Raw genomic sequence first — 16,550 nt, forward strand, 5'->3', positions numbered from 1 at the left:
GCAACGGTGTTTGCGGTATGTATTGAAGGCCAGCCCCTCCCGCAGCTGACGCACTCCAGCCGCCAAGTTTTATTTCACAGGCTTCCAGGCTTTGACTTCTGCATCGACTTTGCTTTTGCTCTCAGCGGGCAATACTGCTACCAGCGGGGGTAAATAGTCGCGTGCAACTTGATTGCCGTTGGCAAGAGATAGCTTGGTCCAGAAATAGGCGGCCTGTTCATCTCTGGCTACACCTACCACTTCACCAATCGTTGCCGCCAGGTCTTTCTGTGTTTTGTCCCAGTCCTTGTCAAGTGGACCGGCAACGGTGCTGGCTGCAGCGCGGCTGTCTATATTCAAGATTTTGCCGCTAGCGTAGATCCTGCCCAGGTCGAGTTGTGCATTGGCATCGCCGCGTTCTGCTGCTTTGCGCAGCCAATAAAGGGCTTGTTTCCCGTCATCGGGTGATTCTTTGCGAGACAGATAAAGCAAAGCCAGCACGTGCTGTGCATTAGAATAATTTTGTTCAGCAGCGCGACGCAGCCAGATCGACCCTTGCCGCCAGTCTTCTGGCACGCCTTTGCCAGTGATATACGCCATTCCCAGAATGTATTCTGCATCTGCGGCCCCCTGGTTGGCTGCCTGGCGAAACCAGAATGCGGCCTGGGGTAAATTTTCTGGCACACCGACGCCTGCCAGGTACATGCCGCCCAGCATCGTTTGTGCCATGGACATTTCCTGCAAGGCAGCCTGGCGATACCAGTGCACTGCCTGCTGTGCGTCTCTGCCCACAAAAGAACCGGTGTGATACATCCAGCCCAAGCCAAATTGCGCCTTGGCATTTCCCTGCTCGGCGGCTTTGCGGTACAAGACCACCGCTTGCTTTTCATCCTTGGGTACACCGCTGCCTGTGGCATACATTTCACCCAGGCTCAACTGTGCAGCGGCACTTCCCTGATCGGCCGCTTTGCGATACCAGACTGCTGCTTCTTGTTCATCCCTGGTTACGCCCATGCCACTTTGATAGAGTCCACCCAGATTATTCTGCGCCCCTGCATTTCCTTGCTGCGCAGCCTTCACATACCAGCCAGCAGCTTGTTGCGCATCTTTGGCTACTCCAGTGCCCGTCTGATACATCCAGCCCAGACTCGATTGTGCCCGGGCCTCTCCCTGATCAGCGGCTTTACGATACCAAAGGGCCGCTTGCTGATAATCTTTTGCTATACCACGACCTTCGAAATACATCCGACCCATACTATTCTGTGAAACTGAAAGCCCCTGATCCGCTGCCTTGCGGTACCAGTGCACCGCTTGTTGTTCATCTTTTTTTATCTCATCCATGCCGTCCTGATAGATGACGCCAAGATTGTTTTGCGCTTCTTTATTCCCCTGTTGTGCAGCCTGCAGATACCATTGAGCAGCTTGTCGCACGTCTTTAACTACACCCTGGCCTTTTTCATAAAGCCAACCCAGATTATTCTGCGAATTGACATTGCCTTGCTGTGCGGCCTTCAGATACCAGTAGGCCGCTTGTTGCATATCTTTGGACAGGCCAGAACCAGTTTGGTACATCCAGCCCAAGCTGTACTGTGTCCTGTCATTTCCCTGATCGGCTGCTTTGCGGTACCAGTGGGCGGCTTGTTGCAAGTCTTTGGCCACGCCCCGGCCTTCAAAATACATGCCCGCCAACTTGAGCTGTGCAGCGGCTTCGCCTTTATCAGCAAGCCTGGTAGTTTCTATCAAGTCCGCACTGTAATTCTGTTGGTTGGCGGCGGGATGATCAGGCTCTGAGGCCGATACATAGCTGGCAGGCCACAAACTCAGGGCCATCAGAGCGGCGCAAGTTAAGGTAGACAATGTCGTCTTTCTTAGATAAATCATTCGTCATGCATCCTGTGGGAATTCTTCGGCACGGCAATATAGTGCTGCCTTGTAGCCATCTTGTGTGAGGCGGCATTGTCGCATATGGTCTTTGCTTACAAGTTATGGACAATGCGTATTGTTGAGCTGATGTACTCAGGTGATGTCGGTAGTAATAAGGCGCCTGCAATAAAAAACGGCCCTGAATAATCAGGGCCGCACATACCTCATTTAATACATCTATCCCGCATCAATGACGGAAATGACGCGTACCCGTATAAACCATCACGACACCACGTTCATCCGCAGCATCAATCACTTCCTGATCACGCATGGAGCCACCCGGGTGGATCACGCAAGTCGCACCAGCATCGACGACGACATCCAGACCATCGCGGAAGGGGAAGAACGCGTCAGACGCGACAGCAGAACCAGTCAAAGTCAAACCAGCATTCTGTGCCTTGATCGAAGCGATGCGGGCGGAGTCTATGCGGCTCATCTGACCAGCGCCTACACCCAGTGTCATGCCATTGCCGCAGAAAACAATTGCATTTGATTTGACATACTTGGCCACGCGCCAGGCGAACATCATATCAGCCATTTGCTGTGGAGTTGGCTGCAATTTTGAGACGACACGCAGTTCTTCCTGCAAGACGTTTTTGGCATCAGGCGCCTGCACCAGCAAGCCACCACCAACACGTTTCATGTCATACAGGTTGAAGCCATTGCCCAGAGAAATTTCCAGCAGACGTACGTTTTGTTTTGCTGCAAAAATCTGTTTCGCTTCGGCAGTGAAAGATGGCGCGATCAATACTTCAACGAATTGCTTGGCGACGATTTCAGCAGCCTTGCCATCAAGTTCGCGGTTGAAGGCGATGATGCCGCCAAACGCAGAAGTCGGGTCAGTCTGCAAAGCCTTGCTGTAAGCTTCAAACGGTGTCGCACCCAAAGCCACACCACAAGGGTTGGCATGCTTGACGATGACGCAGGCAGATTCAGCAAAAGACTTCACGCATTCCCATGCGGCATCAGCATCAGCGATATTGTTGTAAGACAGTTCCTTGCCTTGCAATTGCTTGTAGTTGGCCAGTGAACCTTCGAGAGATTTCAGGTCGCGATAGAAGGCGGCAGACTGATGCGGGTTTTCACCGTAACGCATTTCCTGCACTTTTTCAAAATGCAGGTTCAGGGTTTGTGGATAAGCGCTGCGTGTCGCGTGCGCCTTGTCTTCACCCAGGCTGGTCAGGTAATTGGTGATGGCACCATCGTATTGCGCGGTGTGAGCAAATACTTTTTTTGCCAGCGTGAACTTGGTGTCATAGCTGACGACGTTTTGATTCGCCTTCATCTCTGCCAGTACAACGGCATAATCAGACGGATCAACAATGACGGTCACGTCCTTGTGGTTCTTGGCAGAAGAACGCAACATGGTCGGGCCACCGATATCGATATTCTCTATCGCATCTTCGAGTGAGCATTCACCCTTGGCTACGGTCTGCTGGAACGGGTACAGGTTGACCACCACCATGTCTATGGTGGGAATGCCATGCTGTTCCAGTGCTGCCACATGTTCAGGGAAATCACGGCGCGCCAGGATGCCACCATGCACTTTAGGGTGCAGGGTCTTGACTCGGCCATCGAGCATCTCAGGGAAGCCGGTGTAGTCTGCCACTTCCGTGACAGGCAGGCCGTTGTCGGCCAGCAGTTTGGCCGTGCCACCCGTGGACAAGAGCTTGACACCGAGCGCAGACAATTCACGTGCAAATTCGAGCACACCGGTCTTGTCGGAGACGGAAATGAGGGCTTGTTTGATCATGATTTTTGATGTGAGTAAGGAAATCGGTGTCAAGCCTCGCAGATGGATTAAAGCAAACCGTGCTGCTGCAATTTCTTGCGCAAGGTATTCCGGTTGATGCCCAACATATCGGCGGCTTGTGACTGGTTGCTCGATGCGCGCGTCATGACCATTTCCAGCATAGGTTTTTCAACGGCTAACACGACCATGTCGTAAATATTGGATGCGGGTTGCTCGCCCAGGTCACGGAAATATTTTTCCAGATTTTTGTGGACGGCGTCTTGAATGCTATCTTTGCTCATGCTGTTTTTATCACTGTTCGGTTATGCCAGGCGGCGGGTAGTCCATGCTTTATGGACGGCAAGACAAATTGGTTTTTGTAAAAGTGCTTTGTCTTATGCTGCCAGTTTTTCTTCAAAGGGGCGGTATTGTAACCGCTCCCCAGCCATGTGATCAAAAAAACTGCTGACGGCGGCAAGTTGTTCATCACAATCCGTCAGTAAGTTCATTTGTTGCCGGAAATCTTCACCACCTACCAGGTCTTGCACATACCAGCCTATGTGTTTGCGTGCCGTTCGAACGCCAAGGTAGTCACCATAGAAGGCATAGTGCGCTTTCAAATGGGCATCCATGAGTTCACGAACTTCAGAAATCAGGGGGGCAGGTAAATGCTCGCCGGTATTGAGGAAATGGGCGATCTCGCGAAAGATCCACGGTCGGCCTTGCGCCGCCCGGCCTATCATGATGGCGTCAGCACCGGTGGCCTCCAGTACATATTTGGCCTTTTCCGGTGTCGTGATGTCGCCATTGGCAACTACGGGGATATTGACTGCAGCCTTGACGGCAGCAATGGTCTCATATTCGGCATCACCCTTATAGCCATCGGCACGGGTGCGTCCATGCAGGGTCAGCATCTGTATCCCAGCCGCCTCTGCCATGCGGGCAATGTTCAGGGCATTTTTATTGGCCCTGTCCCAGCCTGTACGGAACTTGAGTGTGACCGGCACATCGACTGCGCCGACCACCGCATCCAGTATCTGCCCAACCAGGCTTTCATGCTGCAACAAGGCAGAACCACACCAGGCATTACAGACCTTTTTAACCGGGCAACCCATGTTGATATCGATGATTTGCGCACCTTTATCAACATTGTGTTTGGCACATTCAGCCAGCATCTGTGGGTCTGCACCGGCAATCTGCACGGCCTTGGGTTCCATTTCACCTTCATGGTTGGTACGGCGCGTGGATTTTTCTGTTTCCCAGAGTTTGGGATTGGATGCCGCCATTTCAGACACGGCATAACCCGCACCCAGTTCTTTGCACAACTGACGGAAAGGTCTGTCAGTCACACCAGCCATGGGAGCAACAAAAATATTATTACGCAGCACGTAAGAGCCGATTTGCACGATCAGGGAAGGGGGAAATTCGAAGAAGCGCTATTCTACCTGAATCCTGCCTAAATATTTGGCAAAATCGTTACCACTCGTAAGGAATATTTTTATCTATATTTGTTGGCTTTTTGATAGTTTAAATTTCAACAAAACTGTGCATCCCGGAGCAGATTAGACTTGCCTCTCTAAACTGCTGTTGGCACTTGAAATGTGCCTGCTGTTTGTCTGCAATATACCTGTTCGCCCCCGCTTTGTTCGTCAACCCACGCTCAGCTTTGTCAGTTCTGTGTATACTCCATGCGTATATTTACATATTTGTCATTTTCACTCCTGACAAAAATGTATTCCCTTGCCATCCGTTTTTTTGTTCATTAGAAGATAGTCAGCAAGGGAATATATTTTTCAAATAAGGGAGTTGTTCGTGGGCACGCAAAACAAGGAGGCAGTACATAGAATTACCATCGTTGGCGGTGGTGCAGGCGGGCTGGAACTGGCAGTGCGCCTGGGCAAGAAATTAGGCAAACGCGGCAAAGCCGTCATTACGCTGGTGGATGCCAGCCGTACCCATTTGTGGAAACCTCTATTGCATCAGGTTGCCGCAGGCACTCTCGACAGTCATGCAGACGAGCGCGAATACTTCGCCCTGGCACGGTCAAATCATTTCGAATTCCGTCTGGGTCGTATGGAGGGGCTTTCTCGTGAAAAGAAAGAAATTTATATCGCCCCCATGCTCGATGAAAACGGCGTCCAGTTATTACCACGTCAGGCCATAAGCTATGACAGCCTGGTGATAGCGCTGGGCAGTCAGACCAATGACTTCGGTACGCCCGGCGCACGCGAAAACAGCATCATGCTTGATTCCCCTGCTGCGGCAGAGCGTTTCCATCAACGCCTCATCAATTATTGTCTGCAGGCGCAAAGTCAGCAGCAGACTTCTGGCGAAGGCCGTTTTACCGTCACCATCATAGGTGGAGGTGCCACTGGTGTAGAGCTGGCAGCAGAGCTGCACATGACTACCAAAATCCTGTCCAGCTACGGCCTGGTGAATTTTCATCCTGAAAAAGATTTGAAGATCGTCATCGTTGATGCCGGTACCCGTTTACTGCAAATGCTGCCTGAGCGCGTGTCCGATTCTGTCGCCCGTGAATTGCGTAGCATGGCGGTAGAAGTGCATACCAATGAAAAAGTGGTCGATGTCTCCAAGGCTGGCGTGCAGATGGCCAGCGGCAAATTTATTCCAAGTGGCATCGTGGTCTGGGCAGCAGGCATTAAAGCGCCAGAGTTTTTAAAAGACCTGGATGGGCTGGAAGTCAACCGCATCAATCAATTGGTGGTTACCCGTACTTTGCAAACCACGCAAGACCCGGCTATCTTCGCAATTGGTGATTGCTGCGCCTGTCCACAAGGTGAGGGTCTGCCGAACGTACCACCACGCGCCCAGTCTGCCCATCAACAGGCAAGTACCCTGACAAAAACGCTGGTGCGCCGCCTGCAGGGCAAATCTGCACTGGAGTTTACCTATAAAGATCATGGCTCGCTGGTATCGCTGGGTAATTACAGCACCGTTGGCAGTCTCATGGGTTCTCTGGCCAGCGGCTCTGTTTTCATCGAAGGCACGCTGGCAAAATGGATGTACTGGTCACTGCATAAACAACACCAGATGGCAGTCAATGGTTTGTTCCATACATGGCTGTCGACCTGGGCAGAGACCATAGACAGGGTACGTAATCCGCGTATCAAGTTGCATTGATTCTTATGCAATGCTGAAACGGCATTGATCCTGCAGTATGGACGGGGTGCAAAACCTGCCTGTACTGCAATTCATCGACCATTCTGCTTCATGTATGCCGTACTATCTGGCCTGAAGAATGCGGCATTGATCTTGTTTGCCAGTTTATCGAAGGCCCGCTCTGCCATTACCGCATAGACCTGGCCTTCAGGTGCGTGCTGTACCGGTGTGCGGCTGGATGTCTGGTACTCGACATTGAATGAATCTGGTGGCTCTACTTCCAGGTCGAATTTCCACCGGTCTCTGGTATTAGGTACGATGAGCGCGGACTTGAAGCGCATGACCATGCCAACAAAGGCATCATCTTGTTTGTCAGACACAAACACCTTGCCAGAAGGTTCTATCTGATAAGTGATCTGCAACCTGGGCGCATTGTCAGGGGCGGCAGGATTGGCATTGAATGACAGCACATCATTCGGGAATATGGAGCTGAACGCACTACGTATCCCGACGATAATCCGTGTTTCCCTGACGGCTGCGCTATTGTCTGCAAAGTATTTCGCCGCTGGTATGATGCGCATGCCGCGCAATTTATTTTCCTTGAGTTTCAGGATTGCATCGAGCTGACCCAGCTCACTTTCCGTCGGGCGAGTAAAGCTGATCGCCACATTCGGGTCGTTATGCTCCTCGGCAAATTTCAGCAAATTTTCCATGGACCTGATCAAGGCAGCGTCTGAATTAACTGCCTGTTGCCGGAATTTTTGCATGGAGTTTTCATACAGCACATGAATTTCTTCTGCCACGTCAGGCAAGATATCGGATTGCGGGAAGCGCAGTTTCAACTGACGCAGCATGGTCACGGAATTTTTTTTCTGTACTTCATTGAATACCACGCGCGGCAACTCTGCCTGCATTTCAGTAATCTTGACTTTGCCGTGAGCCAGATAACCCAGATACGCCGCTTCGGTCTGCAAGTGCTTGGCATTCAAATACATTTTCTTGTCTGCTGCAGCATTCCTACCATACCAAAACAAGGCAGCAATGAAGATGGCCAGCACCAGTAGCGGTACTTTGAATTGAGTCAAGAGATTGATAAACCGCTTACCCAGGCTGGCAGCCCCATGTGCTTCCCGCCACTTGTTTCTCCGTACATCCAGAAGGGGGTCAAAGCCATACAGACTTGCCAGATCGCGGTTATGAAATGCATCCTTGGCCTTGGTTTTATAGATATTGAATTTTCCCAGCGTGGCTTCAGCCAGGTTCTGGTTATTGATGACCAGGTCTTTACGCGTGCCATCATTGAAATTGAAAGAGAAAATCGTTCTTTGATAACGGCCATTCGATTCATGATGGGTAGCATCAAGTTTGCGCAATTGTGCCAGATCATGTACCGCGATTTTATTGCTGCGTATATCAACCAGTGCCAGTGGAAACAGGTAGCAACCAGGGGCGAAGCGAAATTTTGCGCTCAGCTGCATGCGCTGCCATATTTCATGGCCAGCATAGACCACCCCAAAAAACAGTATTGCATACAAGACTATCAGGCCAGTATTATCCCAGGCGAGGTCATTGACAGGGTCTCCAAAGCTTGAAGCCGCAGCCAGGTAAACAAAGAAAATACATGCGGCCATCAAGGCAGCATGCCGCAGGTACCAGGACCGATTCGACATGGCGTCAGCATGCACCAGATAGTCCGGGCTTCTGACCGACCTGGCCAATTGTTTTTTGACGTCACGGGGGAGTGCGTCATAATCGAGTTGATAGAAGGCTCGCACCACAACTTTCCTTCAATTAAATAGGCGGATCAGCAAAAACGTCACGCAGATGATATGCGCGAAAAAATTTCAGGCTAAAGCTGGCAGTATCACTATTTACCATGCCGTGGTCAATTCACTTGTGTCATTCTGGCAGCCATGCATAAAACTATTTTATAACAGCGCCATTCATCAGAAATTTCCCGCCATTTATCGGCGGTGACGGGGCAGTAATCGCAAAGCGAAGGAAACCAAACTTGTTCATCCGTATATTGCACATCATTAACAACCCTTATGGAGTAAAGATGATGAAACACTGGAAAATCCTGATCGCAGCACCACTGGTTGCCTTTGCCGTTAATTTCTCTTACGCAGGCGCTGTCAAGAACGGCATACCCAAAGGCTGGACAGGCAATGGGGCAATCGCTACTCATTACGAAAGTGGGCTTGATGAGTCGCAAGGGAGTAAAGAGCAACCGGCTTTCTTTATCGCCTCAAAAGAGACAAGCAATGATGATGATTTTGCCGCCATCACGCAAGTGGTCGATGCCGGTGCATATCGTGGCAAAATCATGCTTTTAACAGCATCAGCCCGACACACGGGTGAGCTGGGGCGCTACGAACTCTGGATCAGAACGACTGATGACAAAGGCGGTGTTCGCATCACCTCCTCCAGCGGAGCCAAAGGAGACGCTTGGGAGACGGTGAAGGTTCAGACACCAGTGATCGCCAATGCGCAAAAACTGGAGGTAGGGATAGGTATCAGAAAACAAGGAAAATTGTTAGTGAAAGACCTGTCCTTCGCTGAAGCACCCGCAAATAATTCCATACCTGAACGCAGACCTATAGCAAACGATGTCAACATCGGTCAGGCAAGCGCAGCGATAAAAAACCTGAATTTCTCGGAATAAAAATGCGGACAGACATGACGATAACTCATGGTGATAAAGAAGGGGCAGGCACATTGAACACGTGGCCATTGTTGCCCATGCTGGTAGTGCTGGGTTTACTGGTTTATGCAAGCCTTGGCCCCAACCGCTCAGCCTGGCTGGCAGATAGCCTGGCTATCCTGCTGGCCTATACCCTGGCGCAAGCCGGTTTATGTCTGTCGCAAAAAATACTGTGGTTCAAACATGCCAGCCAGCGCTGGGCTATCCTGGCCTTGTCCGTGGCGCTGGCATTGTTTGCAGGTCTCAAGGCGGAGGCCGTATTCTGGCCAGCGATGAGTACAGGCCATGTCAGTTGGTTGTTGCCAGCCATTATCCTGGTGTTTATTTTTGTCACCGTCTTGCCTGCTGCCATAGACCAGGAAATCAGACACCGCACCCAGGCCAGCCTGGCGGCGGAAGCCAGCAAGCACAAAGTCGAGAGACAAATGTTGGAAGCAAGACTGGCTGCACTACAGGGCCAGATAGAACCACATTTTTTGTTTAATACCCTCGCCAATACCCGTGCCCTGATACACCAGGATGCAAATCAGGCAGAACAAATGCTGAACCACCTGATTGCCTATCTGCGTGCCGCCATGCCCGACATGCGCCTGAGTACCACCACACTGGGGCAAGAGCTGGACAGGGCAGCCGCATATCTGCAAATTTTCCAGATACGCCTGGGTGCACGCTTTCAGTTTTCTGTGCAGGCCACCGATGAAGTGCGCGCCTGCCTGATCCCGCCACTGGCCATCATGAGCCTGGTGGAGAACGCTATCAAGCATGGCATAGAGCCGCAGCCGGGCGAGGTACGCATAGACATCAGTGCCAGTAATGCAGCCGGGCAATTGCTGGTCACCGTCAGCGACAATGGCCGCGGTTTCCAGGATGAACTGGGCAGTGGTGTGGGTTTGCTGAATGTACAGGAAAGATTGCTGGCCTTGTTTGGCGAGCAGGCCGAACTGCAATTGCAGCCGGGCGAAAAAAATGGAGTGTGCGCCACCATATCTCTGCCAGCCAGAACTGGTGATCTCGCATGAGTATCATCAAACCCAAAGCCCTGATCGCTGAAGATGAAGCCATCCTGCGCCAGGAGTTGCAAGACGCGTTGGCGCAGCTATGGCCAGAACTGGACATCATCGCCGCTGTTGATGATGGCATCAAGGCCATGCAAGCCATTACAGACCTGCGCCCCGACATCGCCTTTCTGGATGTACGCATGCCTGGCCTGAGTGGCATAGACGTGGCCCGCCTGGCCCATCACCCTTGTCATATCGTGTTCCTGACCGCCCATAATGATTATGCCGTCGATGCCTTTGACCAGGGGGCGGTGGACTACCTGCTCAAACCCCTGGATTTAGTAAGGTTGGCGCTGGCAGTGCACAGGCTCAGACAGCGCCTGTCACAACAACCGGCGGATCTGTCTGCCCTGCAAATAAAAAAGCCGCAAGAAGCACTGCGCTGGATACAGGCATCGGTTGGCAACCAGATACGCTTCATCAATGTCAGCGATGTGCTCTGCTTTCGCGCAGATTCCAAATACACCAAAGTCATCACGACCAAACTAGAAGCCTATATCCGCACCACCATCAAGGACCTGGCGGCGCAACTCGACGGTGATAAATTCTGGCAGATATCCCGCAGCAATATCGTCAATGTCGGTGCGATAGATGCGGTGCAGAGAAGTGATGGCGGGCTGGCTTTGCGTTTGCAGAAAGAGGATGAATGGCTGGCGGTGTCGCAGGCGTATCAGCATCAGTTCAGGCAGATGTAGGCGGAGCCGCTGATTAAGCTACTGCGCGAAGCCATTTTGAGTCGGCGATGCTCGCCGTAATTGAGTACGAAGCTCTTCTCAACTCAAACTGACATCGCTCGCTATGCTTACTCAGCGACTCCTTGGGGCGCGCTGGTATTGCATTTAGCGACGACGCATGTTTATGCGATATACTATTGTCATTAATTACACAGAATCATTTAATCATGAAAACCAAAAACTTGTCGCTGATGTGCAGTTTGTCTGGTCTGTTCACGTTATTGTGTATCCTTGTCTCAAAGAATAGTGATTTTTCTGTCCTGGGCCTGACGTCAGAGTTCGTATCTGGATTCTTTCTGGGCTTGTCTGTCGTTGCAAGTATTGCGACCATCGTGACTGGCGTCAATGTGGGTGTTGCGGCCAAGCGGGTCGATTCCATCCAGGGCTAAATGCCTGAATGCTGGTAATGGCAAGCGGGCATTTCTTCAATATTGATCGCGTGCCATATCAGCTTATCCTGATCATCCTTTTCCACAAATGTCTGAAGTGTTCCTCGTGTCGCTTCACATTCACGTCCTATGGTTTCCAGCGTGCTTTTGGCTTCGTCTATTTTCATTAGTATCTGCTTGACGCGACATTGTTAGTAATGCAATCTGATTCACATGCGATAAAAAATGCACGCGACTTTTCCTGACTACCTTCATGAGATTTAGCTTTTTATGATCAACATCAGAATATTTGTTTTCTTGCTGGCTATAGCGGGATTGGCCAATGCAGTGGAAAAAAGTGAAGATATTGTTGTCGGTACTATAGAAACCATACATTCGAATGTCTTGAACGAAGATAAAAAGATCTGGGTATATGTTCCCAAGACGAATGCTGTCCGGGGACCGGAGAAGCCTGTCTATCCGGTTGTGTATTTGCTGGACGGCAACGATCATTTTCTTTCGATGATGGGTTTGATGGAAAAGAAATGCCGGGGCATTGGACACTCTTGCCCCCAAATGATCTTGGTTGCGGTTACCCACAATAACCGTCAACGTGAACTGACGCCGACGAAGGCAGGTTCGTATGCCCAGCCAGAAAAGATCAATGAAAACTCTGGTGGTGGCGAAGCTTTTTCTACTTATCTGGAAAAAGAACTGATTCCCTACATCAACGCAAAGTATCCGGCTGCTCCTTATCGGGTATTGGTTGGTCATTCTTTGGGTGGCTTGACGGTGATGCATAATCTGATTAATCACAGTGCATTGTTCGACGCCTATCTGGCGATAGATCCCAGTGTGTGGTGGGATAATGCCTTACTGGTCAAACAGATGGAAGAGGCGCTAAGCGATGGCCGCCTGGCTAACAAATCGCTATATCTGGCGGTTGCCAATACACTTGCCAAAGGCGTGTCTATTGATCAGGTCAGATCTGGCAGCGATCAGGAAAGCAGGCATATTCGTTCCATACTCAAACTGGTCGATACACTGGATGCGCATCCACAAAGCGGTTTGCGCTGGAAGTGGAAATACTACCCGGACGAAGGCCATGGTTCTATTCCGATTTTGGCCGAGTATGACGGCTTGAATTTCTTGTTTGATTTTTACAAGATGGCTGATTTTGTGCGCTTGTATGATGCGAAGATAGATGGTGCAGGTGAACTGAAACATCAGTTTGAAAAAATCAGCGCGCGTATGGGCTATAAGCTTTTGCCCGATCTTGAAACGATGGATTGGTTGGGACAGCATTTCTTGCGTGAGAAAAAATTGAAGAATGCCCATGATTTTCTCAGCGCGAACGTGGAAAATTATCCACGCAATGCCTTGTCCCATGAAGGTATGGGTGATTACTACCTAGCTGCAAATGAGCAGACCAAAGCGAAAGAAGCCTATCAGCAAGCCGTGAAACTGGATGTCGGTTCCAAGGCTAAAGGAAAGCTGGAGAAATTAACGAAGTAAAAATAAGTACCAGTATCGTGAACGCTGTTGATACCTGTTGATGATGTTTTATTAGCCAATCGCTTTTACTGCACACCACGAAAGTCGCTGGATTCCTGCCTGCGCACACTGTTGTCTGGAATAATTATATTGACTCATTCGGAGCGTCAAGTACGAACAGCGTTCCGGCGATTTTTCTAAGTCGGAGATTTAATTCTGCAATTGGATAATTTTTGCCAGCGATCATGCTTGAAGCTCCTTCCCCTTCAAGGGGAAGGTTGGGATGGGGATGGGTTTCTGAAGTAAAATCATTTGCTGCCAATCTACCGAAACCCATCCCCACCCTAGCCCTCCCCTTAAAGGGAGGGAATTTACTCGTTATTGCTTGTCAAGGACATTATTCCGGACAGCAGTGTGCCTGCGCAGGAATGACGATTTGGGAGGTATGAGGATTATCATTCGCTAACGCAAATAAGAATTCTAATTTGTTGAGGATACTATTCTGGTGGCGCAATTTAAGGTCTCTCCAGCGCAGGCTGGAGCCCAGTGGCGTTCTTCAACTGACAGATAATGCCGGTTATTGGCATCGCAAAGGCATCAATGCTTCTCGACCTTGCTCTGGTTAATTTCATCCAGCCCGTCGGCATCCAGATGCGCAATATCACCCCATTGCACCAGTTTGATTTCTTTACCCGTCACTTCAAAGCGGTTGATGCTGGCGTTGTAGATGGTCACTTCACGTGGGGCGTTCAGCGGTAAATCATTGGCGGCACGGTAGGCACATTCGAGTACGCCACCGTGAGCAACCAGTGCAATTTTCTTGCCCTCGAATTGTTTGGCATAGTGCAGCACATGTTCCATGACGCGCTTGTGGAACTGGCGTATGGTTTCGCCTTCGTTTTCACCGGGTGGGAATTGGGCATCTGGTTCATGCGCCTGCCAGGCGTTATATTCCTTGCGGTACAAGCTGGGCAGCTCGCTATACAGCTTGCCTTCAAAACCACCAAAACAGCGCTCACGCAAACCCTTGTCTATACGGGTGCTGACGCCTTGCAGGCGGGCGATTTCACCGGCGGTTTGCACGGCGCGCTGCAAATCGCTGGAGACTATCGCGTGCAGTTTTTCATTTTGCAAAGCCCAGGCCAGTGCCTTTGCCTGGCGCGTGCCTTCTGCATTCAGCGGGATATCGAGATGGCCTTGCAAACGGCGTTCGGCATTCCAGGCGGTTTCGCCGTGGCGTATCAATAAAATTTCTGTGGGTTTCATTTGTTTATTTTGTTCTTATTTTGTTCTTATTTTGTTTTTAGCCAGAAGGTGACGGGACCATCATTGGTCAGTGAGACCTTCATGTCGGCACCAAAGCTGCCGGTTTCTACCTGCGCATGTTTGCTGCGCGCCTGGGCAACAAAGTAATCGAATAATTGCCTGCCCAGTTCTGGTGGTGCAGCCGGTGTGAAAGACGGCCGCGTGCCGGAATTGGTATCTGCCGCCAGCGTGAATTGCGGTACCAAGAGCAAGCCGCCTTGTAGATCTGTGACGCTGCGATTCATCTTGCCCGCGTCGTCAGAGAATACGCGGTAGGAGAGTAATTTTTTTAGCAGGTCGTCGGCCTGTTTTTCAGTGTCTTCGCGCTCGGCGCAGACCAGGACCATCAGGCCGGTATTGATGGCGCCTATGGTGTTGCCATCAACGACGACTGTGGCTTCTGTAACTCTTTGGAGTAGGGCGATCATGGGGGGTAATTGGTATCGTTGCTTGGGGGCGGAGAGAAGGGGCGAAATCTCGTAGGTTGGGCAGAACTCGTACGTTGGGCCGGGCCTCGCTAGGCTACGCCTTATCAGCCCAACACTTAGCCTAAGCAAACATATACGTTATTTAAACGTCCAGTGTTGGGCTGATGAAGCGTAGCCCAACCTACGAGGATTGAAACATCAGGCCGTCAAAGTCACTTTCGCAAACTTGCGCTTGCCGACTTGCAGCACGAAAGTACCTGCTTCCACTTTCAAGCCCTTGTCACTGATAACAACGGAATCTATACGCACGCCGCCTTGCTCCACCATACGCAGGGCTTCAGATGATGATGCGCAAAGATTCGTTTGCTTTAACAATTGGCCTATGCCAATTGGCGCACCGCTGACGCTGACTTCTGGCAGATCATCTGGTATTCCACCTTTGGTAACATTGACAAAATTCGCCAGCGCATCTTCCGCCGCCTGCCTGTTATGGAAGCGCGTTACGATTTCCTGCGCAATCGCTACCTTTATATCGCGCGGGTTCTGGCCTTCAGCCACGGCTTTTTTGTACGCAGCGATCTGCTCCAGCGAGCAGAACGACAGCAGCTCATAGTACCGCCACATCATGACATCAGAAATACTCATGATCTTGGCGAACATGGTATTGGCCGGTTCAGTGATGGCGATGTAGTTGTTCTTGGACTTCGACATCTTCTCAACGCCGTCCAGGCCTTCGAGCAAAGGCATGGTCAAAATACATTGCGGCTCTTGTCCATAATCTTTTTGCAGTTCACGACCTACCAGCAGGTTGAATTTCTGGTCAGTGCCACCAAGTTCCAGGTCTGATTTCAGGGCGACAGAATCATAACCCTGCATCAGTGGGTACAAGAATTCATGCACGGAAATAGGTGTGCCTGCCTTGAAGCGTTTGGTGAAGTCATCGCGCTCCATCATGCGGGCGACGGTATATTTGGATGATAACTGGATCATGCCACGTGCACCGAGTGGATCTGACCATTCAGAGTTGTAGCGTATTTCGGTTTTGCTGGCGTCCAGCACCAAAGCTGCCTGCTTGAAATAAGTCTGGGCATTGTCTTCGATTTGCTCGCGGGTCAGTGGTGGGCGGGTGGCGTTGCGGCCGGACGGGTCACCGATCATGGAGGTGAAGTCACCAATCAAAAAGATCACGGTATGGCCCAGATCTTGCAGCTGGCGCATCTTGTTGAGCACGACGGTGTGGCCCAGGTGCAAATCTGGTGCAGTCGGGTCAAGGCCCAGCTTGATGCGCAGGGGTTTGCCGGTCTGTTCGCTACGTGCCAGTTTTTGGGCAAATTCGGATTCGATGAGCAGTTCATCAACGCCGCGTTTGGTTACCGCCAGGGCGTGCTGCACCGCATCAGACAAGGGCAGGATTTTGCTGGCGTTGCCAGTGTTTTCAGAGGAGCTGGAATTATGTTCAGAAGTCATCTTTAATGGAAATCAATTTTTTTGTAACACCGCTGGTCGAATTTCAAATCTGAATCCATAATCAGCGTTTGCCAAATTCTGGGTGTTGGTTAATTTGCAGGGATTATCGCTTAAACCGGATGTCAGCAATTTACTTGCTAGTTCCCTGGTTTTATAATCCCGAACTTAGTGTTGCTGTCCTGATACCATGCACATTTTATGTGCATGACCATCTCACTGCAACGATCTCGAATTTTCG

At 50.7% G+C, this 16,550-nt stretch carries 15 protein-coding genes; 6 read left to right on the forward strand and 9 right to left on the reverse strand.

Annotation, left to right across the window (positions count from 1 at the left end; all coding sequences use genetic code 11):
* Positions 1–69: 69 nt before the first annotated feature.
* From ACO0LN_RS06140 to dusB, 4 genes are all read right to left on the reverse strand, one after another.
* Positions 70–1,836 carry a tetratricopeptide repeat protein gene (locus tag ACO0LN_RS06140; RefSeq protein WP_422971945.1) on the reverse strand — a complete coding sequence of 589 codons (1,767 nt, stop codon included), beginning with the start codon at positions 1,834–1,836 and terminating at the stop codon, positions 70–72.
* Between the two features lie 253 nt (positions 1,837–2,089).
* Entirely contained in the window at positions 2,090–3,655 is a 1,566-nt protein-coding gene (gene purH, locus ACO0LN_RS06145) for a bifunctional phosphoribosylaminoimidazolecarboxamide formyltransferase/IMP cyclohydrolase (protein WP_422971947.1), read from the reverse strand.
* Between the two features lie 47 nt (positions 3,656–3,702).
* Positions 3,703–3,936 carry a helix-turn-helix domain-containing protein gene (locus ACO0LN_RS06150; protein WP_110258221.1) on the reverse strand — a complete coding sequence of 78 codons (234 nt, stop codon included), beginning with the start codon at positions 3,934–3,936 and terminating at the stop codon, positions 3,703–3,705.
* Between the two features lie 93 nt (positions 3,937–4,029).
* Positions 4,030–5,040, reverse strand: coding sequence for a tRNA dihydrouridine synthase DusB (gene dusB / locus ACO0LN_RS06155; protein WP_162060788.1), 1,011 nt, complete (start codon positions 5,038–5,040; stop codon positions 4,030–4,032).
* 406 nt (positions 5,041–5,446) lie between these two features.
* On the opposite strand from dusB, the gene ACO0LN_RS06160 reads away from it, so the two are divergent.
* Positions 5,447–6,775, forward strand: a complete 1,329-nt coding sequence (locus tag ACO0LN_RS06160; RefSeq protein WP_422971950.1) for an NAD(P)/FAD-dependent oxidoreductase — start codon at positions 5,447–5,449, stop codon at positions 6,773–6,775.
* Positions 6,776–6,846: 71 nt separating this feature from the next.
* Here ACO0LN_RS06160 and ACO0LN_RS06165 read toward each other — a convergent pair whose 3' ends face one another.
* The gene (locus tag ACO0LN_RS06165; protein WP_422971952.1) at positions 6,847–8,529 is read right to left on the reverse strand and encodes a hypothetical protein; all 1,683 of its coding nucleotides are present in this window, start codon (positions 8,527–8,529) and stop codon (positions 6,847–6,849) included.
* 287 nt (positions 8,530–8,816) lie between these two features.
* On the opposite strand from ACO0LN_RS06165, the gene ACO0LN_RS06170 reads away from it, so the two are divergent.
* The 4 genes from ACO0LN_RS06170 (at position 8,817) to ACO0LN_RS06185 (ending at position 11,639) form a co-directional block, all read left to right on the forward strand.
* Positions 8,817–9,419 (forward strand): hypothetical protein, encoded by a 603-nt coding sequence (locus tag ACO0LN_RS06170; protein WP_422971954.1) that lies wholly within the window; start codon positions 8,817–8,819, stop codon positions 9,417–9,419.
* Positions 9,420–9,433: 14 nt separating this feature from the next.
* The gene (locus tag ACO0LN_RS06175) at positions 9,434–10,477 is read left to right on the forward strand and encodes a sensor histidine kinase (RefSeq protein WP_422971956.1); all 1,044 of its coding nucleotides are present in this window, start codon (positions 9,434–9,436) and stop codon (positions 10,475–10,477) included.
* Positions 10,474–11,211: a LytR/AlgR family response regulator transcription factor gene (locus tag ACO0LN_RS06180; RefSeq protein ID WP_422971958.1), complete on the forward strand. Its 738-nt coding sequence runs from the start codon at positions 10,474–10,476 to the stop codon at positions 11,209–11,211. The genes ACO0LN_RS06175 and ACO0LN_RS06180 overlap by 4 nt, the downstream gene beginning before the upstream one ends.
* A 206-nt stretch (positions 11,212–11,417) precedes the next feature.
* Positions 11,418–11,639 carry a hypothetical protein gene (locus tag ACO0LN_RS06185; RefSeq protein WP_422971960.1) on the forward strand — a complete coding sequence of 74 codons (222 nt, stop codon included), beginning with the start codon at positions 11,418–11,420 and terminating at the stop codon, positions 11,637–11,639.
* On the opposite strand, the gene ACO0LN_RS06190 is transcribed toward ACO0LN_RS06185, so the two are convergent.
* Complete coding sequence (locus ACO0LN_RS06190; RefSeq protein ID WP_422971962.1) at positions 11,636–11,806, reverse strand: hypothetical protein; 171 nt, start codon at positions 11,804–11,806, stop codon at positions 11,636–11,638. The genes ACO0LN_RS06185 and ACO0LN_RS06190 overlap by 4 nt on opposite strands.
* Before the next feature lie 103 nt (positions 11,807–11,909).
* Here ACO0LN_RS06190 and ACO0LN_RS06195 point away from each other — a divergent pair, with 103 nt between their 5' ends.
* Positions 11,910–13,133 carry an alpha/beta hydrolase-fold protein gene (locus ACO0LN_RS06195; RefSeq protein WP_422971964.1) on the forward strand — a complete coding sequence of 408 codons (1,224 nt, stop codon included), beginning with the start codon at positions 11,910–11,912 and terminating at the stop codon, positions 13,131–13,133.
* Positions 13,134–13,709: 576 nt separating this feature from the next.
* Here the strand turns inward: ACO0LN_RS06195 and ACO0LN_RS06200 are convergent.
* The 3 genes from ACO0LN_RS06200 to tyrS form a co-directional block, all read right to left on the reverse strand.
* Positions 13,710–14,378, reverse strand: coding sequence for a histidine phosphatase family protein (locus tag ACO0LN_RS06200; RefSeq protein WP_422971966.1), 669 nt, complete (start codon positions 14,376–14,378; stop codon positions 13,710–13,712).
* Between the two features lie 26 nt (positions 14,379–14,404).
* Entirely contained in the window at positions 14,405–14,845 is a 441-nt protein-coding gene (dtd, locus tag ACO0LN_RS06205) for a D-aminoacyl-tRNA deacylase (RefSeq protein ID WP_422971968.1), read from the reverse strand.
* Positions 14,846–15,043: 198 nt separating this feature from the next.
* The gene (tyrS, locus tag ACO0LN_RS06210) at positions 15,044–16,312 is read right to left on the reverse strand and encodes a tyrosine--tRNA ligase (protein ID WP_422971970.1); all 1,269 of its coding nucleotides are present in this window, start codon (positions 16,310–16,312) and stop codon (positions 15,044–15,046) included.
* Positions 16,313–16,550: the final 238 nt, after the last annotated feature.

It is taken from the genome of Undibacterium sp. TC9W, from assembly GCF_049339865.1.
GTDB lineage: Bacteria > Pseudomonadota > Gammaproteobacteria > Burkholderiales > Burkholderiaceae_D > Undibacterium.